This window comes from Parabacteroides sp. 20_3, assembly GCF_964238835.1.
GTDB classification, from domain to species: domain Bacteria; phylum Bacteroidota; class Bacteroidia; order Bacteroidales; family Tannerellaceae; genus Parabacteroides; species Parabacteroides distasonis.
The window spans coordinates 40846-65171 of record NZ_CAXSNO010000005.1; the positions used below are offsets into that span (position 1 = coordinate 40846).

At 44.0% G+C, this 24326-nt stretch carries 17 protein-coding genes; 4 read left to right on the forward strand and 13 right to left on the reverse strand.

Features of this window, described 5'->3' with window-relative positions; translation table 11 throughout:
* Window positions 1-12: 12 nt before the first annotated feature.
* Both ACESPU_RS11570 and ACESPU_RS11575 read right to left on the reverse strand, forming a co-directional pair.
* Window positions 13-3273 (reverse strand): SusC/RagA family TonB-linked outer membrane protein, encoded by a 3261-nt coding sequence (locus tag ACESPU_RS11570; RefSeq protein WP_227713538.1) that lies wholly within the window; start codon window positions 3271-3273, stop codon window positions 13-15.
* A 184-nt stretch (window positions 3274-3457) separates the two neighbouring features.
* A complete protein-coding gene (locus ACESPU_RS11575) occupies window positions 3458-4516 on the reverse strand; it encodes a FecR family protein (RefSeq protein ID WP_009018305.1) in 1059 nt (352 codons plus the stop codon).
* 323 nt (window positions 4517-4839) lie between these two features.
* On the opposite strand from ACESPU_RS11575, the gene ACESPU_RS11580 reads away from it, so the two are divergent.
* The 4 genes from ACESPU_RS11580 (at window position 4840) to ACESPU_RS11595 (ending at window position 10899) form a co-directional block, all read left to right on the forward strand.
* The gene (locus ACESPU_RS11580; RefSeq protein ID WP_008773829.1) at window positions 4840-5391 is read left to right on the forward strand and encodes an RNA polymerase sigma-70 factor; all 552 of its coding nucleotides are present in this window, start codon (window positions 4840-4842) and stop codon (window positions 5389-5391) included.
* Window positions 5392-5521: 130 nt separating this feature from the next.
* Window positions 5522-8341, forward strand: coding sequence for a TonB-dependent receptor (locus ACESPU_RS11585; RefSeq protein WP_195205472.1), 2820 nt, complete (start codon window positions 5522-5524; stop codon window positions 8339-8341).
* A 264-nt stretch (window positions 8342-8605) separates the two neighbouring features.
* Window positions 8606-10165 (forward strand): sensor histidine kinase KdpD, encoded by a 1560-nt coding sequence (locus ACESPU_RS11590; RefSeq protein ID WP_005861390.1) that lies wholly within the window; start codon window positions 8606-8608, stop codon window positions 10163-10165.
* A 2-nt stretch (window positions 10166-10167) separates the two neighbouring features.
* On the forward strand, window positions 10168-10899 hold the full coding sequence (locus tag ACESPU_RS11595; RefSeq protein ID WP_005861388.1) for a response regulator transcription factor: 732 nt from the start codon (window positions 10168-10170) through the stop codon (window positions 10897-10899).
* 53 nt (window positions 10900-10952) lie between these two features.
* On the opposite strand, the gene ACESPU_RS11600 is transcribed toward ACESPU_RS11595, so the two are convergent.
* The 11 genes from ACESPU_RS11600 to ACESPU_RS11650 all read right to left on the reverse strand — a co-directional run bounded on the left by ACESPU_RS11600 (window position 10953) and on the right by ACESPU_RS11650 (window position 24324).
* Window positions 10953-12362 (reverse strand): carbon starvation protein A, encoded by a 1410-nt coding sequence (locus tag ACESPU_RS11600; protein ID WP_221734911.1) that lies wholly within the window; start codon window positions 12360-12362, stop codon window positions 10953-10955.
* A 115-nt stretch (window positions 12363-12477) separates the two neighbouring features.
* A complete protein-coding gene (locus ACESPU_RS11605; protein WP_005861384.1) occupies window positions 12478-12927 on the reverse strand; it encodes a GatB/YqeY domain-containing protein in 450 nt (149 codons plus the stop codon).
* 19 nt (window positions 12928-12946) lie between these two features.
* Window positions 12947-14311 (reverse strand): cell division protein FtsZ, encoded by a 1365-nt coding sequence (gene ftsZ / locus ACESPU_RS11610; protein ID WP_057325988.1) that lies wholly within the window; start codon window positions 14309-14311, stop codon window positions 12947-12949.
* Between the two features lie 33 nt (window positions 14312-14344).
* On the reverse strand, window positions 14345-15703 hold the full coding sequence (gene ftsA / locus ACESPU_RS11615; protein WP_048927970.1) for a cell division protein FtsA: 1359 nt from the start codon (window positions 15701-15703) through the stop codon (window positions 14345-14347).
* A 5-nt stretch (window positions 15704-15708) separates the two neighbouring features.
* Window positions 15709-16437, reverse strand: coding sequence for a cell division protein FtsQ/DivIB (locus tag ACESPU_RS11620; RefSeq protein WP_005866972.1), 729 nt, complete (start codon window positions 16435-16437; stop codon window positions 15709-15711).
* A complete protein-coding gene (murC, locus tag ACESPU_RS11625) occupies window positions 16434-17822 on the reverse strand; it encodes a UDP-N-acetylmuramate--L-alanine ligase (protein WP_005861375.1) in 1389 nt (462 codons plus the stop codon). Before murC ends, ACESPU_RS11620 begins: the two co-directional genes overlap by 4 nt.
* A gap of 5 nt (window positions 17823-17827) precedes the next feature.
* On the reverse strand, window positions 17828-18934 hold the full coding sequence (murG, locus tag ACESPU_RS11630; protein WP_008773833.1) for an undecaprenyldiphospho-muramoylpentapeptide beta-N-acetylglucosaminyltransferase: 1107 nt from the start codon (window positions 18932-18934) through the stop codon (window positions 17828-17830).
* Entirely contained in the window at window positions 18931-20238 is a 1308-nt protein-coding gene (locus ACESPU_RS11635; protein ID WP_005866970.1) for an FtsW/RodA/SpoVE family cell cycle protein, read from the reverse strand. The genes murG and ACESPU_RS11635 overlap by 4 nt, the downstream gene beginning before the upstream one ends.
* Before the next feature lie 11 nt (window positions 20239-20249).
* Window positions 20250-21587 (reverse strand): UDP-N-acetylmuramoyl-L-alanine--D-glutamate ligase, encoded by a 1338-nt coding sequence (gene murD / locus ACESPU_RS11640; RefSeq protein ID WP_373133370.1) that lies wholly within the window; start codon window positions 21585-21587, stop codon window positions 20250-20252.
* Window positions 21588-21590: 3 nt separating this feature from the next.
* Window positions 21591-22850 (reverse strand): phospho-N-acetylmuramoyl-pentapeptide-transferase, encoded by a 1260-nt coding sequence (mraY, locus tag ACESPU_RS11645; protein ID WP_005861367.1) that lies wholly within the window; start codon window positions 22848-22850, stop codon window positions 21591-21593.
* A 13-nt stretch (window positions 22851-22863) separates the two neighbouring features.
* Window positions 22864-24324, reverse strand: a complete 1461-nt coding sequence (locus ACESPU_RS11650) for a UDP-N-acetylmuramoyl-L-alanyl-D-glutamate--2,6-diaminopimelate ligase (protein ID WP_087343696.1) — start codon at window positions 24322-24324, stop codon at window positions 22864-22866.
* Window positions 24325-24326 lie beyond the last annotated feature (2 nt).

The following is a 24326-nucleotide window of genomic DNA, read 5'->3' on the forward strand; positions in this document are numbered from 1 at the left end:
ATGAAATTAAGATTAATATGAAATTTGAATTCCAAATGTGAATGATCTGGCAATAGGATACACATTTAGACCGCTAATACCTGGTTCTAGACCATTTATATCCACAGATGTCGGGTCCATTACTGAATATTTCGTAATAGTAAACGCATTTTTAACTGTCGCATATACCCGTAAATTGCTAATCCACTTTGTATCTAATTTTGGAGTCCATCCTAAAGTTATGTTATCCAACCTAAAATAATCTCCATCCTCCAAAAAATAATCACACATCACTTTTCCTGACTTAATATGCCCATTCTTTCCATAAGCATCTTCTAATAAATTCATACCCGGTTCAGCAACTAATCCATAATACATTTGATACATATTCAATATTTGATAGTCAAAGCGCCCTTGGAAATATAGACTTAAATCAAATCCTTTATATCGAAATGTATTCCCCCAAGACAAAGAATATCTAGGTGTTCCATGGCCAATATAATCTTTGTCTGTATCACTAGCTTCACCATTAGCGAGTATTTTTTCTCCTCCAATTTTAGCGTCTTTCCAAACCAACATATTGCCATTATCATCAACTCCCGCATATCTTAAGCCATAAAAAGAACCAATTTCCACTCCGTCTTGTAAGCGTTGGGCATAGCCGGGATTTCCGGGAGCTGGCAGTAAATATCGATCCATATATCCTTTCTGATATGTACCATTCGAGAATTTATCCAGTTTAGATTTCGTAAAAGAAGCAACTAGATTAGTCGAATAACTAAAATCTTTCATGTTTACAACATCCCAATTTAAAGTCAGTTCCAAACCTTTTGAACTAGTAGAAGCTACATTTGTAAATATCTGATCAAACATAAAAGGGGGTAGTGGAGCGTCATAATTAGAAATTACTTCTTTACCTTGTTTTACATAGGCATCCAAACTACCTGATAACTTATTCTTTAAAAGAGAAAAATCCACACCCAAGTTATAAGATATCTGCTTTTCCCAATGTAAATCAGGATTAGGATTATTCGTAGGTCCCCACGCTTGGGTCCATTGTCCATTATCGTCTAGCCAATACCCACCTTGCTCATAACGAGCCAACGCTGAATACTTTGGGAAACCAGAGCGCCCTGTAACTCCATATGAAAAACGGAGTTTTAAATCATTGATGGCCTCTATATTTTTAATAGCAGGCAAACTTGACATTCGCCATGCCGCAGAGGCTGCAGGGAACCATCCCCATTTATGATTTGCCCCAAATTTACTATTTCCTTCATATCTAACAGAAGCCGTCAAATAGTAAGTATCATCATAGTTATAAATCAATCGCGCAGGAAAACCTATTGTCTTTTCTTTTTCTTTCAACGAAGATACCCCTAAACGACCTGCTGCCATATTCCAATCTCCAGCTTCCAGATTGTTATAGGACATCGCATCCGAAGGAAAATTTGCATTCTCTGAAGAAAAACTACGATGATTAAACTCTTGATACGAATATCCAGCCATTAATTTAATTGTATGCTTGTCAATTGTCGTAAAATAATTACCGATCCATTCCAATGTATAATCCGTATAATTTTCTTCCTGCAGAGTTCCTCGTCCGGAACGCATATTATCTATAGATTCCTTATGATTTGAATTAACATATATACGTTTAAAATACTCTTGACTCTGTCTAGCTAGAGATAATTCAGTATTTAGCGTCGGTAAAATATTTAGTTTCACTTTAAAATCAGCAAGGGAAAACTGTCTATCACCTCCATCCTCCTTATCTTTCAACCATCCTACAGGATTATAGGTATCAAACCCATACAGAGTACTATATTTAGAAGGATCTTTTTCATCCATCAATGGATGAGTCGGATTCAATTTTACCGCTTGCTGAAATACGCCATAATCCACATATTCCTCATTGATAACTCGTGTGGACAAGTTTCCTTGAATCTCTAGCAGACCTTCTAATGTCTTTGCGGTGAATCCCATTCTAACTCCATACTCTTTTCTAGAAGACGCTATATCCAAGCCATCTTTCTTCTTATAATTGGCTGAAGCTCTAAAGGTCAAATTTTCACCTCCTCCTGAAACAGCTAAATAATGACTTTGACCCAGATTACTCTTATTCAACAATTTGTCATACCAATCCACCCGATGACCAAAATCTACATCTCTTTCATGCGCAAGAAACTCATCCACAGAAAGTACTTCTGGTTGATTAGCTACCATATCATGATCGATATAGCCATCATAAGATATAGAAACTTTTCCAGCCTTTCCTTTTTTTGTTTGCACCAAAATAACTCCATTCGCTGCACGTGAACCATAAATCGCTGCAGCCGAACCATCTTTCAATATTGTAATTGATTCAATATCTTGGTTAGCGACACTTCTTAAATCTGCACCCGGCATTCCGTCTATAATAACCAATGGCGAATTCCCTGCCTCTATGGAAGAAGCACCTCGCATCTGGATATTAGGAGAAGAGTTAGGATCTGCCGCCGCCGCATTCGAGACATTAACGCCTGATACTTTTCCATCGATCATTGACAGCGGACTTGTAAATGCTCCTTGTAAAAAGTCTTTACTAGAAACAGCGGTTACAGCAGAAGTCAACTCTTTTTTGTCAACTGAGCCATAACCAACAACGACTACCTCATCTAATTTTTGTGTATCCTCTTTCATAATGACCTGAAGTACATTTTTATTTTTCACGGCTTCTTCATGAAGAGAAAATCCAATATAAGAAATCTGGAGTACCGCATCGGAAGACACTACAATAGAGAAATGACCATTCAAATCAGACATAGTTCCATTTGCTTTACCCTTCTCTACAATATTTGCACCAATAATAGGCTCCCCCGTCTCATCAACAACAGTACCTGTTACTGTCTTTTCATTTTGATCAGACTTACTGCCTTTTACTGATAGAATCACATCTTTTCCTACTATTTTATATCGTATATTCGAATTCTCAAATATATGATCTAATGTAGTGAACACATCTTTATCCTTTATATCAACAGATATTACTTGATTGATATCAACTAATTTACTATTATAAAAGAAGTGGAAATCAGTTTGACTTTCAATCAGTTCCAAAACTTCTTTTATAGATTGATCTGTCGCTTTAAAAGAAAGTGAGGTGCTTTGAGCATTTGTTGTCATAGCAAATGACATACTAATTGATAAACATACAAGAAATAAGGTCAACTTCATAATTCTTGATATTTTAGATACCAACCTGACAAACGTTGATTTATCTCCATCAAGTTGGAAATATAAATTATTCATCATATTTTTGTAATTGATTTAAGATTAAAAAATAAATTTCTTAGTCGGTTTAAAGACCTTCTATCAAATTGTTTCATATGGGAAGATGCTGGTAACATTTTCCCATATGTTTTTTAGATAGACCAAGTCTACATTCTTGTTCTTTTATTCCATAGGCCCATATTATTTAATTATTATACATTTTTCTTTATTTTCCTTTCCAAAGTATAACTCGAGTACGGTTAGTACCTTTGCTGTCATCTGTCTTCATATCTTCTATACGATAATCAATATTTGAAGATATTCTCAAATAGTCTAGTGTCTGAGATAGCAACCTATTATCTAAAATACCGGTTAAACAATAGCTTTTAATCTCCGCATCCTGAATCACAAATTCAACATTATAGTAATATGACAATTTTTTCAAAGCCTCAGGTAAAGGCGTATCCTTGAACATCAGTTTGCCATCCATCCATGCGGTTTCATACATCGTGTTTATTTTCATCACAGAAATTTCTTCTTTATCCAAGTTGCAAATCGCTTTTTCGGATGGTAGTAACGTCCTATGACTCACATTCCCTGATTTATTCTTCACCTCGAGATTTACGGAGCCCGTCACTAAAGTAGTCGAAATTATATTCTCATCCCCATAAGCTTGTATATTAAATTCCGTGCCTAAAACTCTAACCCTATGCTGATCTCCTGAAGTACTGACAATAAAAGGTTGTTTTTCGTTGTGAGTGACTTTAAAATAGGCTTCTCCTGATAAATATACTTTTCTTTCTTTTTGGTCATAAGACATCGGATAGGATAAAACACTACCCGAATTTAGATAAACAACAGTACCATCCGGTAAATTAAAGCGTGTACGGACTCCCGCATTTGCCTGAAGTGTTATAATTTGAGGATCTCCAAATTCAGAATCAACCTTTCTATGGGAAAATAAGGTTGATAGTCCAATGATAGCAATTATACAAGCCGCAGCGACAGAGAACCTCTTCAGCCAATATAAACGGGTCCGTTTTGCTAATCGTTGTTCCAGCTTTTCGTAGGCAATCAATGGATTTCGGCTAGCGATCCGTTCCATCGCATTGTTCGCATAATATATACGGGCGGTCTGTAATAAGATCCTCTTATTATTTTCATCCGCTTCCAGCCAAGCTTCAATATAAGATTTTTCCTCATTGGAAGCTGTGTCCTTTATATACCGTAAAAGCATCATACCTTCCGGCTCTTGGAAATTAATATGTCTATTTTCAGTTTTCATTCTTATCTGTTTCTATAACTAAGACAATCCTGAAAGAACACACCCTTAACTAAAAAGCAATTTTTTTCAACTTTCTCATTTTTAGTCCAAGGTAACCGCATCAATTTTTTTTACGGAAGACCGTTAGACTTTTACTACTTACTTTCCCATTGGATATATACTTCATCAGTAAAGTAAGTAGTACTTCATCGGTAAAGTAAGTATATCTTGCGATAAGGATGTCCTAAAAGTGATATTTCGATGCGGTTACCCTAATTTTAACCTTGAATATCCAAGATAAAATATATCTTTGCTTACAGAAAAGAAAGGATGAAGAAGGTGCTATGGATGATTCTACTTTAATTGAACAAATACAATTAGGAAGTAAAGACGCTTTTAAACAGATGTTTATCAAATTTTATTCGCCGCTATGCGAATATGCTTCCCAATATGTTTCTGATGAGGATGCCGAAGAACTTATTCAGGAGCTAATGTTATTTATATGGGAAAACCGAAATTCCTTATTTGTAGAGATATCCCTAAAATCCTATCTTTTTATGGCTGTTAAGCATCGTTGCCTCAATGCGATCAAAAGGCAATTGTATCATGAGCGAGTACATAGCCTGATTTATGATAAGATTAAAGATCAATTTGAGAATCCTGATACCTATTTCGTAAACGAGCTTACAGAGAATATCACGAAAGCGATCGAAGAATTGCCTGAGAATTACCGGGAGACATTTAAACTTAGCCGATTCGGAGAGCAATCTAATCCCCAAATCGCAGAGGCCTTGGGGGTTTCTATCAAAACCGTGGAATACCGGATTACACAATCCTTGAAAATATTGCGGGTTAAATTGAAGGACTATTTACCTTTTATAATGTTCTTGTTCTAAGAATACTCTCCATAAATCCAAAGGCCTGCACGATTGTTAATAATATCAAATCCATAAAAGTTATATTAAACTATTTTGAGTGAACCTTGTCTATCTTTTCGTAATTGTAAACAATGTAATCCATATAGTTATGAAATCGGGAAAGTGCCTTTTGATGTTGTTGATGATCCTTTTTTCACCGATGGCTTTCGCACAGCAAAGCGGTGTTAATGTTACCGGATCTGTCGTTGAGCAAGGTAGTGATACCCCCATCGAGCAAGCAACGGTACGATTGCTGAACGTAAAAGACAGTGCCATGGTACGAGGTGTGGTGAGCGCCCGTAATGGTAGTTTTACCTTGAAAAACGTAAAGAAAGGAAGTTATTTACTACACATCACATTCATCGGATACGATCCATTGTACCAACCCTTGCAAATCACCGGAAAGAAAAACCCCGTAAACGTAGGTAAACTTGAATTAAGCGACGGAGCGATCGAGTTGGGAGAAGCCGTAGTTATAGGTAAGGCACCCGAGGTTACCGTTCGCAACGACACTGTGGAATACAACGCGGATTCTTATAAAGTAACCGAAGGCTCCGTTTTGGAGGATTTATTGAAAAAGATGCCCGGTGTGGAGGTAGATAGCGAAGGCAAGATCACCGTCAATGGAAAAGAGGTGAAAAAGGTAATGGTGGACGGAAAGGAGTTCTTCTCCGATGACCCGAAAGTGGCCTCCAAGAATCTTCCAGCCAAGATGATCGATAAATTACAGGTACTTGATAAAAAAAGCGATATGGCCCAAATGACTGGCTTCGACGATGGAGAGGAAGAGACCGTCATCAACCTAACCGTGAAACCCGGCATGAAGCAAGGTTGGTTTGGCAACGCATATGGCGGATACGGAAGTAAAGATCGGTATGAAGGCAACGCCATGGTCAATCGTTTCGTGAATAATGACCAGATCACGTTCATGGGGGGAGCGAATAACACGAATAATATGGGCTTTTCCGATCTAGCCTCAACAATGTTCTCCGGTATGGGAGGCGGTGGAGGCCGACGAGGAGGTTTCGGAGCGGGTAGCGGTATCACCTCTTCCGGAAACGCAGGTTTGAATTTCAGCAAGGAATTCAAGCCGGATAAACTAACTCTTGGGGGAAATACTCGTTATTCCCATTCCGACAATGACGCTCGTAGCAAGAGCGACCGGCAGAATATTCTTCCCGGAGATAGTTCCTCCTACGATAATAGCGAGGCGATGAGCCGTACGAAGAGCGATAACTTTGGCGTAGACTTTCGCTTGGAATGGAAACCGGACACGATGACTCAACTTATCTTCCGCCCGAGTTTCAGCCTCAGCCATAGCATGAATGACAATTTCAGTGATGCTACCACCTTGGATAACGAACGGGATACGGTCAATACCAACAAATCCAACAATTACTCGGAAAGTAACGGGTACAACCTAAATGCCAGCATCGATTTCAGCCGTAAGCTGAATAACAAAGGGCGTGTGTTCAGCGCCACCCTTTCCGGAGGCAATAGCGATTCGTACAGTGACGGCATGAACCGTTCCGACATCGTTTATTTCAACCAGACTGATGCCTTGAAGAATAGCATTATCGACCAGCGCTCACGTTACGACAACAAAGGTTTCAATTACCGGGCCTACGTATCGTGGGTAGAACCGATCGGGCATAATAATTTCATCCAAGCCACTTATAGCATCAGCCAACGGAAACAAGAAGCCTTGAAGAATGTTTACAACCAAGACGCTGATGGTATATATAATGTATTAGATTCCGCCTACAGCCAAAGCTATCGCAATAACTTTATCAGCCAGCGGGCCAGCTTGAGCTTCAAGTCTCAACGGGCAAAGTTCAACTACACGATCGGCTTGAATCTGGACCCATCCTATTCCAGCAGCGAGAATTTCGTTGGCGACACGACCTTATCCAAGATAACCCGTAAGGTGGTCAACCTCTCCCCGATGGCTCAATTCAACTATATGTTCGATAAGCGTACGAATCTTCGTATCATGTATAATGGCCGTACCAGCCAACCGAGCATGACTCAATTACAACCGGTAGCGGATATCTCGGACCCGACGAATATCACGATCGGTAACCCGGATTTGAATCCCCGCTATACGAACAACGTATTTATTCGTTTCCAACAGTTCACGCCGGAGAAACAACGGGCCTTCATGATCATGGCAAACGGTAGTTATATCATCAACGATATCGTAAGTTATACCTCTTATAACCAAGAGACAGGTGTAAAGACCACCACTTACAAAAACGTAAATGGCAACTATAGTGGCAACGTCCGTATGATGTTGAACACCCCCTTGAAGAATAAGAAATTCTCCATCAACTCCATGACAATGGCCTCGTTCGCTAATAGCAACGGATATATCAACGAGGAGAAGAATACGAACCGGAATCTCATATTGTCCGAACGTGGTGGTATCGACTTCCGCTCCTCTTATCTGGATCTGGGCGTAAACGGGAATATTCGTTACAATGCCACCAGCAACTCTCTGCAAAAGGAAAATAACCAAAACACCTTCAATTACGGAGCCGGCGGTTACACGACAATCTATCTGCCCCTCAATTTCAAGATAGAGAGTGACGTGAACTGGTCTACCAACTCTGGCTACGGGGACGGATTCAAACAGAACGAAGTCCTATGGAATGCCTCAGCCTCCAAGTCTTTCTTAAAGAATAACCAAGGGACGCTCCGTTTCAAGATCTACGATATCCTGCAACAACGAAGCAATATCTCCCGTTCCGTTACCGCTAGCTATATACAAGACTCAGAATATAACACGCTAGGCAGTTATTTCATGGTACACTTCATCTATCGGTTCAGCATCTTCAAAGGTGGAGCCAGTGCCAGCGACGTGAAAACGCCGGGTAGAAGCGGACGGGGAAGAGGTCCAATGGGTCCTCCTCCGGGACATCGATTTTAATCCCCTAAGTGGAGACTTTATAAAGTCCGGGCGCAACAAAGAACGCACCGGACTTGTTTTTACGTAGGATAATATATAAAAAACTTAGGATAAAATAACGCTAACTAGTGCATTAACAGCGGAGTTTCAATGCTTAGCTAGCATATATTCTCTATGCCCACAAAGTATTATTAACATTTTAAACGAATTATTTTTACCTTTTTTGTGTAAATATTAAACTAAAACATACGTTATTTGTTGCAATATTAAGAGAAAGATATTGATATGAGGAAGTCGACAATTTGGTTGCTTGCGGTAGTTATGGCTTTTGCCTTCGCCGGGTTATTATACCTACAGGTAAACTATGTGAGCATTATACTTAAGACACGCAGCGAACAGTTCAATGAGACTGTCAAAAGAAGCCTGCGCCAAGTATCTAAGAATCTGGAATTGGATGAGACCCGTAAATACCTCGAGGATGATATCAACCGGGATGAGACAAATTTCATGTATCAAAATGCCCCGGATGCCCAAAGCCTAGGACAAGTGATCAACCATGAGAAATACCAATTACAGATCAAGGATTCTAATGGAACCGTTCAACAAATAGAGATGCAAAGTTTTAGCGCCCATAAGTTCGAGCCGCTCTCTTCCTTGTCAAAACGGCAGTCTGCCAACAGCATCGTAAACACATCTAAAGATTTACAGAAGACACTAAAAAGACGTTACCAGTACCAAGGTGGACTGATAGAGGAGGTGATTTACAACATCTTATACACCGCGAATCTAAAGCCGATCGAGGAACGTATAGATTTTAAAAAGCTGAACAATTACTTAAAAACAGAATTTATTAACAACGGTTTGAACTTGCCGTTTGTGTTTTCTGTTATTAACAAAGATGGAAATGTAGTATACCAGAGCGGAGAATTCCAAAAGCAACCGATCGCCTCTGACGTGATCACCCAAGTGCTTTTCCCGAACGATCCCCCATCGAAACTAAACTACTTGAGAGTTTATTTTCCGACGAAAGGGGATTATATCTCAAGCTCTATTACTTTCATCGTTCCATCGGTTATATTCTCATTGATCCTGTTGATAACCTTCGTCTTCACGATTTACATCGTATTCCGTCAGAAGAAGTTATCCGAGATGAAAAACGACTTTATCAACAACATGACGCACGAGTTGAAGACACCGGTATCCACGATCTCGCTCGCCGCCCAGATGTTGAAGGATTCGGATATAACGAAGAGTCCGGACGTATTCAAGCATATATCCGGCGTAATCAACGACGAGACGAAGCGATTGAGCTTCTTGGTCGAGAAAGTGCTACAGATGTCTTTGTTCGAACGACAGAAAGCAGCGCTTAAATTGAAAGAAATTGACGCGAATGATTTGGTAGCGAACGTGGCTAACACCTTCGTTTTAAAGGTCGAGAAGTACGGCGGTACAATGGATATAGACCTGCAAGCTACAGAATCGGATATATATGTGGATGAAATGCATATCACCAATGTATTGTTCAACTTGATGGACAATGCGGTTAAATACCGCCGCCCGGAAGTTCCGCTTACATTGATGGCACGCACTTGGAACGAGAACGGAAAGCTGTTGATCTCCGTGGAAGATAATGGTATCGGTATCAAGAAAGAATATCTGAAAAAGGTATTCGACCGTTTCTTCCGCGTACCGACAGGCAACGTACATGACGTGAAAGGGTTCGGTCTCGGACTCGCTTACGTACGCAAAATTATTGAGGACCACAAAGGTACGATCCGTGCTGAAAGTGGTGCCGGAAACATTGGAACAAAATTTATTATTACTTTACCTCTTATAAAAAGTTAGTTATGGAAGAAAAACTAAAGATCTTCTTTTGTGAAGACGATGAGAATTTAGGAATGCTTTTAAGAGAATACTTACAAGCTAAAGGGTATGTAACGGACCTATTCTCTGACGGAGAAGCCGGATACAAAGGTTTTACCAAAGGTAAATACGATCTTTGTGTGTTGGATGTCATGATGCCAAAGAAAGATGGTTTCACCTTGGCACAAGAAATTCGCTCTATCAATCCTGATATCCCTATTATCTTCCTTACAGCCAAGACTATGAAGGAAGACATCTTGGAAGGATTCAAGATCGGTGCGGATGACTACTTGACAAAACCGTTTAGCATGGAAGAGCTATTGCTTCGTATCGAGGCTATCCTTCGCCGTGTGAAAGGTAAGAAGATGAAAGATATTCCTTTCTACAAGTTAGGAAACTTCTTGTTCGATACCCAAAAACAAACGTTGGCTATCGGCGACAAGGTTACGAAACTTACTACGAAGGAATGCGAATTATTAAGCTTGTTGTGCGCCCATGCAAATGAGATCCTTGAGCGTAACTACGCCTTGAAGACAATCTGGGTAGACGATAACTATTTCAACGCTCGTAGCATGGACGTTTATATCACGAAATTACGTAAATTGTTGAAAGACGATCCGGGTATCGAGATCATCAACATCCACGGCAAGGGTTATAAATTAATCACTCCTTCCGGGGAGGAACAAGCCCGTGAGGAAGGCATACAAGTGCTTTAATTCACTTGAACAATAACGACAGAAAAGGCTGGCTAAATGTAAGCCAGCCTTTTTTATACTTTCTTTCTTTTCCAGACTAAGAAGATCCCGAAAACGTTCAGTGTAACTAGTAGCCCCAAAAGTTGAGAAAAACCGGAGGAAAGACCAAACCCTTCCGGAGCTACAAAAATATAGGTAGAACATACCGCCGTCATGAATAAGGCGGGAATCAAGGTTATCACATATAACTTCTTTGCTTGTACCAAATATACGGTTAAGGCCCATAGGGTAAATACTGCCAACGTCTGGTTACTCCATGCGAAATAACGCCAGATCATATCGAAGCCATCCTTATCTTTTTGACTATATAATAAGATTCCTATCGCAACGATAAACATGGGAATACAGATCATCAGACGTTTGACCACCGTTTTTTGCTCCATATGCAGGAAGTCTGCGACAATCAGACGAGCCGAGCGGAAAGCCGTATCGCCAGAAGTAATCGGAGCTGCTATCACACCCAGTATCGCTAATACACCTCCGACAGCGCCCAGCCACTCTTTCGTGATACTGTCTACTACGACAGCGGCATTGTTCTCCTCCATTCCGTTATTATGGAAGAAATACGTAGCAGCGGCGGCCCAAATCAAGGCTACGATACCTTCGGTAATCATCGCTCCGTAAAATACGGGACGGGCGTATTTCTCACTTTTCATGCAACGGGCCATCAATGGACTTTGGGTAGCATGAAAGCCAGAGATAGCGCCACAAGCGATACTAACAAACATGATCGGAAAAATAGGCAAGCCTCCCGGATGCGTATTACCAAGTCCATCCGTAATCTCAGGTAACGGCGGCTGGTTAATAAATAACATAACCAAGATACCTACGGCCATAAATAGCAAAGCGATGGCAAATAATGGATAGATCTTTCCGATAATCTTATCAACAGGTAATAGAGTAGCCAGTATATAATAAATGAACACGACGATAATCCAGAACGTAGCATCTAGATATTCCGGAGTCAGTTTAGCCAGCAACCCTGCAGGCCCAGCTACGAAAACAGCACCCACCAAGATCATCAAGATAACCGTAAAGCCCCGCATAAATTGCTTAAAGTTATTCCCCAGATACCGTCCGATCAATTCAGGAAGACTTTCTCCATCATGCCGCAACGAAAGCATTCCCGATAGGAAATCATGGGTAGCGCCCGCAAATATACTTCCCAATACGATCCAAAGGAAAGAAGCTACCCCAAATTTAGCCCCCATGATAGCGCCGAAAATAGGTCCCAGACCCGCTATATTCAAAAATTGGATCATGAAAATCTTCCAAGTAGGCAAGGGTATATAATCGACACCATCTTGTTTCGTGAAAGCAGGAGTAACCCGGGAGGGATCTACGCCAAACACCCGCTCGACAAATTTACCATACGTAAAATATCCAACGATAAGGGCTATCAGACAACATGTAAAAGTAATCATGGTTTTCTAAAGAATTAAATTGTCAAAGGAAAAGGTATATACGAGAAAACCGTACCAAGGGCATTCTAACGAGTAATTGTCAGAATGCCCTTAGTACGGTCTTCGTATGAATCAATTAATTAAGTAAACGCTTAACCGTCTCGGAAATCATCCGTCCTTCGGCTCTTCCTGCCAATGCTTTTGAGGCTACACCCATTACCTTACCCATATCTTTCGGGCCAGCGGCACCGACTTGAGCGATAATAGCTTTCAATTCTTTCTCCAATTCCTCGGCAGACATTTGTTGAGGTAAATATTTCTCAATCACTTTTACTTGCTCCAACTCAACATCCGCTAGGTCTTGACGGCCCTGTTGCACATAAATCGTAGCAGAATCTTTCCCTTGTTTCACCAACTTCTGCATGATCTTCAAGGCATCCGCATCCGTCAGCGTATCATTGGCTCCCGGAGCGGTTTTCGCTTCCAAGAAAAATTTCTTTACATTTCTCAATGTCTCCAAGGCGACTTTATCTTTCGCCTTCATCGCGTTTTTAATGTCTTCACTGACTTGTTCAAATAAATCCATATCCTTATTATATTATTAACTATCGGAAACTGATCACTTGTTTACCCCCCCGCTGAGAATCTTGGCGAGGTTGGTTAGCCGGTTGCTTCGCCGTTGTCGGAGCCGATACTTGAATATCCTCTCCCGCTACTTTGGAACGGGCACGGGCTACGATCTTCGGATCCCGGTTATAAGTCGGATTATCCTCTATCAAAGCGATCAAGGCATCATCGTCCAACTCTTCCTGAGTCAAAACTACCGCTTTCGCACGAGAGGTAAAACGACCCACCTTTTGCGCGGAAGCACCATAATATTTACCAATCAAATCACGCTCCTTACGCTCTTTCTCGATTCGCTCTTCTTCTAAGCGCAATTCTTCTTCCGTCATCTGAGCGGCTTCATTCCTGCGTTTATCAGCGATCAATGGAATATCATCCATCGTAAATCCAGTAGCGAGGATCGTCATTTTCACTTTATTACCTAATGTATTATCCACGGCAGTACCCCAGATAACCTCTATATCACGGTTGAACTCGGACATAAAGTTATGCACGTCGTTCATCTCCTCCATGCGCAACTCGGCTTCCTCGCTGAAATATACGTTGAACAGGATTTTCTTGGCGTTCTTTACGTCGTTGTTGCTTAATAGCGGAGAATTCAGAGCGTCTTCCACCGCTTGGCGAACACGTCCTTCTCCTTCACCAAAACCATTACTCATCAAAGCGACACCACCATCTTTCATCGTGGTGTTAACATCGGCGAAGTCGAGGTTGATAATACCCGGAAGCGTAATGATCTCCGCGATACTCTTGGCGGCGATCGTCAAGGTATCATCGGCCTTGCCGAAAGCGTTCATCACGGAAAGGTCCGAATAAATCTCACGCAAACGCTCGTTATTGATTACCAATAAGGCATCCACGTTCTTCGCGATCTCCTCCACACCATTCAAGGCCTGTATAATCTTACGCTCACCCTCGAACAAGAAAGGAATGGTTACGATACCTACCGTCAATATTCCCATATCCTTCGCGATACGAGCGATAACCGGAGCGGCACCCGTACCGGTACCACCACCCATACCGGCGGTAATAAATACCATCTTCGTACCGTCGTTCAACATACCTCGAAGATCGTCCAGACTCTCCTCGGCCGCCATCATCGCACGTTCCGGCTTATTTCCCGCGCCCAATCCCTGCGTGATCTCACGTCCCAGCAACAACTTGATAGGAACATCCGAACGGTTCAAGGCTTGATTATCCGTATTACATAACACAAATGTAACATCGTGTATGCCCTCCTTATACATATGAGTAACAGCGTTTCCGCCACCGCCTCCAACACCAATCACCTTAATGATTTTGGGAGTATCCGTAGGATAATTAAAATTTAATATTGTATCGTCCATTGTCTTCCGGTTTTATTACATTCGTAGATCACGTTATTTACTCTCGTTATCATCGTCATCGAAGAGGGTTTTACCAAAGGTATCGATTCCTTTTGTCAACCGCCCGAACAAGCCGGGACCTTTTTTCTTCTCTTTCTTCGGCTTCTCCTTGACGGGTTCCGGTTCCGGAGTCGGTTCCACTGTCGGTTCAGGCTCAACCACCGGCTCAATCTTAGGCTCCGGTTTAGGAGGAATATATAACGCGCAATTCTTAGTTCCTTTCGCCAAGAGGCCGACGGCTACCGCATATTCGGGATTGCTGGCGACCACTAAATCACCACTAGCGACAACCCCCTTGCGAACCGCTGAATAGCGAACCTCCATCTTCAAGCGTTCGCTCATAACAGCCGGTAAATTCTTCAAAGCGGCGCCTCCACCCGTAATCACGATGCCGGCACCGAGAACGCTCATCAAGCCTGTAGCCTCCAGACGAGCATATACATTCTCTAAGATCTCATCCATACGGGCCTCGATCACGCCGTTCAACTCGGCCAGCTTAATCTCACGCAAGCCCATTCCATCCGCTAAACTCACTTGGATGGTCATATCATTATCCCGGTCCGCTTTCGCGCTACCATAAGTGATCTTCAAGCGTTCCGCCTCAGACTCTACGACCCTGAGATTGGTTATATCTTTTGTTATCAAATTACCTCCAAAGGGAACAACGGAAAGGCTGGCCAACTTACCACCCTTATAGACAGATATCGTCGTCACGCCGGCACCGAAACCGATCAAGGCGCAACCCAAGTCCTTCTCATTGTCGCTCAAGACAACATCTCCCAACGCAAGGGGTGACACCAGAATACCGGCGATCTCGATTTTCGCTTGTTCCGAGATGCTATTGACAATATTTAATTTCAAGGAAGGACGTCCAACAATCAACTTATAACGAGCCTCGATACGGCTACAAGGCACGCCCACCGGGTTGGACTCTGGCTTATCATCTAAAAAATAGGAAGGAGAAACCACGTCAAGAACGGTCAACATATCCGGACGATAATCCTTACACTCTTGATAAAGAGAGTCTATGATCTCCTCCGTAACCACTCCTTCCATTCCCAACACCTTGCAAACCGTATGCTCGATAGAACGGAGTGACTGGCCACCCAGTCCCACATATACCTGCCCGATCTTGGTCCCCCCCAGTTTATTCTCCAACTTGAGGATCAAGCGTTTTATCTTACTCGCCGTCTCCTTCACGTTATATACACATCCTCTTCGTATGCAGGTGCCGGAGTTCTCAACTTCGTAGGCGATGATTGAAAGAGCGCCCGTCGCATTCTTAGTCCCCACCATTCCTACCATATGGGAGGTACCTAGGTCAATAGCTGCTATAAAGTCTGTGTATGCCATATCATCTATTTTTTAGTACAAACAATCTGATTCTTATATTTTAAATTAATCATACTGTACTTTTCCCAACCCACTTTAGGGATCGCTTGTTCATAGAAAAGCTTTAAATTCGCAAGCTTTTCTTCGAATTCATCCAAAGTACCCAACATGATCCGGTGGTTACCCACTCTTGGAATAAGTTCTATATCATTATCCGGATAGACATAGATTTGTTCAATCTGGTCATTCCAGAACTCATTCTCTTGCAAAAATAATGCAAATTTGTATAAGTCGGTCACCGCAAGCTCTTTTTCCACATATCCACTCACAATTGGCACATGCGCAGCATACCGACGACTGATCGGCATGGTGGTTCCCAGATTATCCACGTAATAACTACCTCTTACGCCCATAATCCGGAGGATAGGCATCTTTTGCATGACCTCTAGCTTGATAATACCCGAAGGAGTCTTATACGCCTCCACTTGGGCGATCATCTCATTCTTAAGCAATTCCGTCTCTATCCGATCCGTATTCACGTCGGCCATTGACCGCTTGATCGGATCTAGCCCGGCTTTCTTCAGTATAGACACAAGGTCACTCTCGCTCACGAAGTGTTTATCCAGACTGTCTTTCACCACGACTTGCAGATCTTGGCAAATAGAGTCCTGACGTATTTCCCGAAAGAAAAACGACACAAACACGATGTAACAGAACAACAACGTGGCTACTACTATGGAAATTATTCGGATCACGGTTTCCTTATTTGTTTACATAAAATCTCTTTTACAGGCTCCACCAAACGGTCGATATTACCGGCGCCTACCATTAATACTACCTCATATTTCCCGGCGGCAACCACGTCCAAAAGCTCTTCCTTCTTACACAGCGTCTTGGAAGGGATCGTCACCTTATCAAAAATGATCCGAGAGCTCACCCCCGGAATCGGTTCCTCACGAGCCGGATAGATATCCAGCAAGATCAACTCATCCAATAAAGAGAGACTCGCGGCGAAATCACCAGCGAAATCCCGGGTACGGGTATATAGATGCGGCTGGAAAATACCTGTCACCTTACGACCCGCATATAATTCCTTCACCGACAAGATACTCTGTCGCAATTCGGCCGGATGATGGGCATAATCATCGATCAATACCACTTGATCAGTCTTCAAATGGAAATCGAAACGGCGGCGAGGTCCGGCAAATGTAGCCATACCCTTTTTCAAATCCTCCGGTTTCACTCCGTTCAACCAAGCGATCGCCATAGCCGCTACCCCGTTCTCTATATTAACCTTTACGGGAACACCTAATTCCACATCAGGAATACGGATTTCCGGACCAACGAAGTCAAAGGTAATATTTCCGTCGCAAATACGAATATTTTCAGCGTAAAAGTCCGCTATTTCCGTAACGGAATAGGTATATTTCTTGACACCCTCCTGTAAACGGGGCGTTACGTTGATTCCTTTCTTGATCAGTAGACAACCATCGGGACGAATTAAGGAGGTAAATTTCTCGAAACTCTCCCGGTAAGCCTCCGCCGTACCGTAAATATCCAGATGATCTGGATCTGCGGAAGTAATCACTGCCATATAAGGAGTAAGCCAATGAAAAGAACGATCGAACTCATCCGCCTCGATCACGGTAAAGTCGCTCGTATCAGACAACATCAAATTACTCTCGTAGTTCTTTAGGATTCCTCCGAGGAAAGCATTGCAATCCACTGGCGATTGTTTCAGCAAATGAGCCAGCATAGAAGAGGTCGTTGTCTTGCCGTGCGTTCCCGCCACGCATAAACCCCGGCTGCTTTTCGTAATCTCTCCCAAGACACGTGCCCGCTTCATCACCTCAAAACCGTGCGCCCGGAAATAGGTCAATTCCGTATGCGACTCCGGGACCGCCGGCGTATAAACCACCAGCGTATCATCGGGCGACTTGAACGCCTCCCCGATCAAAGCTACATTATCCTCATAGTGAATATCGGCTCCCTCCTTTTTCAACTCCTCGGTTAAATCGGAAGGGGTCTTATCGTATCCGCCCACTCGTTTTCCCTTAGCGAGGAAATAACGGATCAAGGCACTCATTCCAATGCCCCCGGCACCTACGAAATACACCGCTGTCACTTTATTTATATCCATATTCCTTATTTCTTATCTATAATCTTAACAATCTCATCCACGATACGGTCCGCACTATGGCGTTGCGCCAAGGTCTCGATATTACGGCTCAACGTACGCAAACGTTCATCGTCATGAACTATCTTCAAGGCAGTAGGCACCAAATCCTTTTCCGCGTCTTTATCGGCGATCATAACGGCGGCATCCTTATGGACCAAGGCCAAGGCATTCTTGGTCTGATGATCTTCCGCCACATTCGGCGAAGGCACCAAGACCACCGGTTTTCCTAATAAGCAAAGCTCCGAGATAGAACTAGCCCCCGCACGGGATATCACCAAATCGGCCGCTGAATAAGCATAATCCATACGGGTAATAAAGTCTGAGCACCAAACCGGCATTCCCCGGTACGCCTTCAAATGCTTGGAAGCGTCGCTGTAATAATACCTACCGGTTTGCCAAATAACCTGTACATCCGAGGCGAAGAACTTATCCAGATCCCCTTGAATACTCCGGTTAATCGTCCGTGCGCCAAGGCTACCACCTACCACAAGGATCGTTTTTTTCTCCGGAGAAAGCCCGAAGAACGCCAACGCCTCCTCTTTCTTACTCAGCGCCTCTTCCAAATCCTGTCGCACCGGATTTCCCGTAATCACGATCTTATCCGCCGGAAAGAACTTCTCCATGCCCTCGTAAGCGACACAAATCTTGCTCGCTTTCTTCGCCAACAACTTATTGGTCACACCGGCATATGAGTTTTGCTCCTGTATCAACGCAGGAACACCTTGCGAAGCCGCCATCCATAAAGTCGGTCCACTGGCATAACCGCCCACGCCGACCGCTATATCTGGCTTGAACTCACGAATCGTCTTCCTCGCCAAGCGCAAGCTTTTCGCTAAACGAGCCATGACCTTCACGTTGTTCATCAAGTGGGCACGATCAAACCCACTCACTGGTAAACCTACAATTTTATAACCAGCTGCCGGAACCTTATCCATTTCCATGCGGTCTTCCGCCCCCACAAATAAGATTTCCGCATCCGGAAAACGTTTCTTGAAAGTATTAGCGATAGATATGGCCGGGAAGATATGGCCTCCCGTACCACCACCACTTATTATGATCCGGTACTTTCTCATACTTTTGACTCTACAGTTATCGTTTCGACAGCCGACAGCGGATTATCTTCTTTCTCTCCCTCGACCGCCTGATTTATTGTCTCTCCGGATGGCTCGTCGGAAGGATTCTCTGGATTCTCCGTATCCTCCTCTTCCTCATCCTCATTTCCGATATTGGCTCCAAAACGACTTACGCTCAATATGATCCCGAAATAGATACAAGATATAAGCGTAGACGTACCACCCCGGCTCACCAACGGCATCGGTTGCCCGGTAACGGGCACTAAATTCACGGCTACCGCCATATTCGCCAAGGCTTGGACTACCACCAGCAACCCACATCCCAACACTAGGAATTTCGGGAATGATTTATCACATTTCCGGGCGATCATCCCGACCCGCACTAGCAGCATTATATAAAGCAACAGTACAAAGATCCCCCCAACGATACCCAGTTCCTCTATGATAATCGCATAGATAAAATCTGAATACGCCTGTGGCAGGAAGTCACGCTGTTGGCCATGTCCGGGCATCTGTCCTAATACGCCTCCCCTGGCAATAGCTATCTTCGCATGGGTTACCTGATAATTATCATCGGTTATCTTATACGTACCACTCTCATCCAAATTATCCTTATGCCCGTCGAAGAAACGCTCCAAACGCCCCTGCCAAGTAACGAATCGATCCGGCAAATACTGAGTAATAGCGGCTGGCGTAAACTTAAGCAACACCAAGAACAACACCAACGCCAACATCAAGATGCCCGCCAGCTTCGCCAACTTACCAAATGGCAACTGACCGATAAACATCATCAGGAAACAAACCCCGAATAGCATAAACGCCGTAGAGAAGTTCTCTGGCAGAATCAAGACACAGGTGAGTCCTACTCCAATCAGTATATACTTAAAGATCTGGTTCTCCGTTAATTTCCCCCGCTTGCTGAGCAAGAAAGCGACAAACACGACACAAGCCAGCTTCCCGAACTCCGAAGGCTGGAACTGTATTCCCATGATTTCCAGCCATCGATGCGCATCATTAGCGTCCACGCCGATAAAGGGCGTCACGATCAACATCAACATCGAGACCGGCAATAATATAATAAACGCAGAGAAGAAACGACACGGTATATTATGTAACAGCAATACCATGACGAAACCCCCCAATAAAAAGGTGGCGTGCCGTACGATAGGCGCCCAGTGATTCGCGTTCTTATAAGCGATCGTACTGGTCGCGCTGAACACCTCCACCACCGATATAAGACACAGGAACATGAAGATGATCCATATCACCCGGTCGCCCTTAAACAGTTTACTCGCCAGATCCATTTTATCCTTTATTACAAATTACGTACGCAAGCCTTGAACTGATCGCCCCGATCCTCATAGCTCTTGAACAGGTCGAAGCTGGCGCAACAAGGAGAGAGCAATACCGTATCTCCCTTATGAGCCATCTTATAAGCTTTCGCCACAGCCTCCTCCATCGAGCGGGCGTCTTCAATATTCGCCACTTTCCCGTCGAAGAACGCATGCAGTTTCGTATTATCCACACCCATGAAAATCAATGAATGTACCTTCTTATTCACTAATTCCTCGATCTCCGAGTAATCATTCCCTTTATCCGTGCCCCCTAAGATCAAAACGACCGGAGTCGTCATGCTCTGCAAGGCATACCAACAAGAGTTTACGTTCGTAGCTTTCGAGTCATTGATATAATCAACACCACGCACGCGAAGCACCTTTTCCAAACGGTGCTCAACACCCGTGAAATCACTGAGTGAGGCACGTATTTTCTCATCATGAATGTCCACGATCTTGGACGCTATCCCCGAAGCCAAAGAGTTATACAGGTTATGCGTACCAGTCAATGCCAATAGGTCTTGTTCCATCGTAAATGTTCCGTTTGCCGTTTCAATAACTACTTGATTATTTTCCGTATATCCCTTCACGCCGTTCTCATGTGTCTCGGCGAATGGGTAAAGAGTAGCCTCAGGATGCCGTTTGGCGATCTCACGGGCTATGATCGGGTCATCGTTCCAGAAAATGAAGGCGTCGTCCTTCGTCTGATTTTGCAAGATGCGGAACTTAGCGTCTACATAATTCTGCATCTCATAGTTATAACGGTCCAGATGATCCGGTGTTATATTCAATATAATAGCGATATCCGCTCTAAAGTCGTACATATTATCCAGTTGGAAACTGCTCAACTCGATCACGTAGACCGCATGTGGATCTTCCGCAACCTGAAGCGCCAAGCTGTTTCCGACATTTCCGGCCAAGCCCACGTCCACGCCCGCTTCTTTCAGTATATGATACGTAAGCATCGTCGTTGTCGTCTTGCCGTTGCTACCCGTGATGCAAATCATCTTCGAGTCCGTATACCTTCCGGCATACTCGATCTCGGAAATGATCGGCGTACCTTGCTTCTTCAATAACTGTATGATAGGAGCCTTGTCGGGAATACCCGGGCTCTTGACAATTTCGTCGGCATTCAAGATGTCGGCTTCGGTATGCTGTCCCTCTTCCCAACGAATCCCGTGGTTGTCCAGCATCTCCTTATACTTAGGTTTGATAGACGATTTATCGGACACGAACACGTCGAATCCTTTCGCCTTCGCCAAGACAGCGGCTCCCGCGCCACTCTCCCCGGCCCCTAATATAACCATTCTCTTACTCATCTTTTATCTCATCTTTAACGTAACTATCGTCATAACAGCCAAAATAATACCGATCAACCAGAAACGGACCACGATCTTCGATTCAGGCACGACATTGAACGGCTTTTGGATCAACGCCTGTATACCCGCGTTTCCCGGCTTCTGGAAATGATGGTGTAAAGGAGCCATCTTGAAGATACGGCGACCTTCCCCATACTTCTTCTTCGTATATTTAAAGTAGGCCACTTGCAACATGACCGATATATTCTCCACCAAAAAAATACCGCAAAGGATCGGAATCAACAACTCCTTACGGATGATGATCGCGAAAACAGCGATAATACCTCCCAAGGTCAAGCTCCCCGTATCTCCCATAAATACTTGGGCCGGATACGAGTTGTACCATAAGAAACCGACCGTGGCACCGATAAAGGCAGCGGCATAAACCACCAACTCCTCCGCGCCGGGTATAAACATGATATTCAAGAACGAGGCGAACTCAAAGTGGGATGACATATAAGCCAAAATACCGAGCGCCACCCCGATGATAGCCGATGTTCCGGCAGCCAAGCCGTCCAGTCCATCCGTCATATTGGCTCCGTTCGACACGGCGGTCACCACAAAGATCACCATCAGCACGAACACCAGCCACGCAGCCTCCTCCTTATAATCGCCCGCCCAGTTCACCAAGTTGGCGTAATCGAAATTATTGTTTTTCAAGAACGGGATGGTCGTCTTTGTCGACTTGGTCTCCACCGTATGATAACGCACCTCCTCGATCACGTTATCATGGCGCACCTCCATATTCTCCTTGATCACCACATCCGGGCTCATGAACAATACCAAGCCAACGATCAGGCCCAGTCCTACCTGCCCGACGATCTTGAAACGTCCGTGCATGCCCTCCTTATTCTTCTTGAACACCTTGATATAATCATCCGCGAATCCCAAGGCTCCCAGCCAAACCGTAGTCACCAACATCAATATCACATAGATATTATTCAACTTGGCACACAGTAAAGTCGGGATCAATATAGCGATAATAATGATAATACCTCCCATCGTCGGCGTTCCCTTCTTGCTCATCTGGCCCTCCAGCCCAAGATTTCTCACCGTCTCGCCGATCTGCAACATTTGCAACTTATCGATGATACGCCGGCCGATCGCCGTAGAGATAAACAAGGACAAGATCAAGGCCAACCCCGAGCGGAAAGATACGTACTTAAACATACCCGCTCCCGGGAAATCCAACTGATCCAAATAATTAAAAAGATAATAAAGCATGTCGTCTTAAATATTATGATTGTTGTGTCGAAAAAATCTCGCGTAACTTCTCACGGTCGTCAAAGTGATGTTTCACCCCCTTGATCTCCTGATAGTCTTCGTGGCCTTTTCCGGCAACAAGGATCACATCCCCTTTCTTCGCCAACATCGTAGCGGTCTTGATCGCTTGCGTACGGTCCGTGATACATAAGGCACGTTCCATATCCATTTTCGTCAATCCGGCTACCATATCGTTAATAATATCATCCGGTTCCTCAAAGCGCGGGTTATCGGAAGTCAGAATTACCTGATCGCTCAGCTTGACAGCCTCTTTCGCCATCAGCGGGCGTTTCCCCTTGTCCCGGTTTCCCCCGGCACCCACGACGGTAATGATACGTCCTTTCCCGTCCAATACCTCATGAATGCCATTCAGTACATTCGTCAAGGCATCCGGTGTGTGAGCATAATCCACGATCGCCGTATAACCGAGCGGAGACTGGATCGTCTCGAAGCGACCGGATACGGAGCGAAGCGTGCTCAGCACGATCAACACCTCCTCGGGATCTTTCCCTAAAGAAACCGCGGCTCCGTACACGGCCAGCAAGTTATAAGCGTTGAAACGTCCCACGAAATGCACCATAACCTCCCGACCGTTAATGATCAAGTCTGTACCCTCGAAATGAGATTCCAATATCTTTCCCTTGAAATCGGCCAAGGTACGCAAGGAATAGGTCAGCTTTTTCGCCTTCGTATTTTGCAACATCACCAAGCCGGATTTATCATCGGCATTCGTCAAGGCAAAAGTCCCGGCAGGCAGGTCATCGAAGAATTTCTTCTTCGCTTTCAAGTAATTCTCCACGGTCTTATGATAGTCCAAATGATCACGGGTCAAGTTCGTGAAAATCCCCCCGTCGAAAGACAGGCCGCTGATGCGCCGCTGATCGATCGAATGAGAGCTAACCTCCATAAAAGCATACTCACACCCGGCCTCTACCATCCGGGCCATCAAGGAATGAAGCGTAAGCGGGTCCGGTGTCGTATGATCCGTCGGTACCGCCTCGCCATCTATATAATTACATACCGTGGAAAGCAATCCCACCTTATGTCCCATCTTCCGGAACATCTCATATAATAAAGTAGCGATCGTAGTCTTCCCGTTCGTACCCGTCACGCCTACCAACACCAATTTCCGGGAAGGATCACCATACCAGCGGGAAACCAAAAGACCCAACGCCTCCGCCGAATCCTTCACCACGATAAACGAGCATCTCCCCTCCAAATAGGACGGAGCCTCCTCGCATACGATAGCGACAGCCCCCTTCTCTATGGCGCTGTCCATATAGGCATGGCCATCCACGGCCGTACCTCTCACAGCGACAAACAAAGACCCTTTCGTCACCCGACGAGAGTCTGATTGAATATTCGTGATATCCACATTATCCGCCCCCATCAACATAGGAGCTTCCAACGCACCGATTAAATCCCTTAGTTCCATAC

What these genes read in the sequence shown, in the direction of transcription:
- ACESPU_RS11570 (WP_227713538.1), bottom strand. Translation starts at nt 3,273, where the DNA reads ATGATGAATAATTTATATTTCCAACTTGATGGAGATAAATCAACGTTT.
- ACESPU_RS11575 (WP_009018305.1), bottom strand. Translation starts at nt 4,516, where the DNA reads ATGAAAACTGAAAATAGACATATTAATTTCCAAGAGCCGGAAGGTATG.
- ACESPU_RS11580 (WP_008773829.1), top strand. Translation starts at nt 4,840, where the DNA reads ATGGATGATTCTACTTTAATTGAACAAATACAATTAGGAAGTAAAGAC.
- ACESPU_RS11585 (WP_195205472.1), top strand. Translation starts at nt 5,522, where the DNA reads ATGAAATCGGGAAAGTGCCTTTTGATGTTGTTGATGATCCTTTTTTCA.
- ACESPU_RS11590 (WP_005861390.1), top strand. Translation starts at nt 8,606, where the DNA reads ATGAGGAAGTCGACAATTTGGTTGCTTGCGGTAGTTATGGCTTTTGCC.
- ACESPU_RS11595 (WP_005861388.1), top strand. Translation starts at nt 10,168, where the DNA reads ATGGAAGAAAAACTAAAGATCTTCTTTTGTGAAGACGATGAGAATTTA.
- ACESPU_RS11600 (WP_221734911.1), bottom strand. Translation starts at nt 12,362, where the DNA reads ATGATTACTTTTACATGTTGTCTGATAGCCCTTATCGTTGGATATTTT.
- ACESPU_RS11605 (WP_005861384.1), bottom strand. Translation starts at nt 12,927, where the DNA reads ATGGATTTATTTGAACAAGTCAGTGAAGACATTAAAAACGCGATGAAG.
- ftsZ (WP_057325988.1), bottom strand. Translation starts at nt 14,311, where the DNA reads ATGGACGATACAATATTAAATTTTAATTATCCTACGGATACTCCCAAA.
- ftsA (WP_048927970.1), bottom strand. Translation starts at nt 15,703, where the DNA reads ATGGCATACACAGACTTTATAGCAGCTATTGACCTAGGTACCTCCCAT.
- murC (WP_005861375.1), bottom strand. Translation starts at nt 17,822, where the DNA reads ATGGATATAAATAAAGTGACAGCGGTGTATTTCGTAGGTGCCGGGGGC.
- murG (WP_008773833.1), bottom strand. Translation starts at nt 18,934, where the DNA reads ATGAGAAAGTACCGGATCATAATAAGTGGTGGTGGTACGGGAGGCCAT.
- ACESPU_RS11635 (WP_005866970.1), bottom strand. Translation starts at nt 20,238, where the DNA reads ATGGATCTGGCGAGTAAACTGTTTAAGGGCGACCGGGTGATATGGATC.
- murD (WP_373133370.1), bottom strand. Translation starts at nt 21,587, where the DNA reads ATGAGTAAGAGAATGGTTATATTAGGGGCCGGGGAGAGTGGCGCGGGA.
- mraY (WP_005861367.1), bottom strand. Translation starts at nt 22,850, where the DNA reads ATGCTTTATTATCTTTTTAATTATTTGGATCAGTTGGATTTCCCGGGA.
- ACESPU_RS11650 (WP_087343696.1), bottom strand. Translation starts at nt 24,324, where the DNA reads ATGGAACTAAGGGATTTAATCGGTGCGTTGGAAGCTCCTATGTTGATG.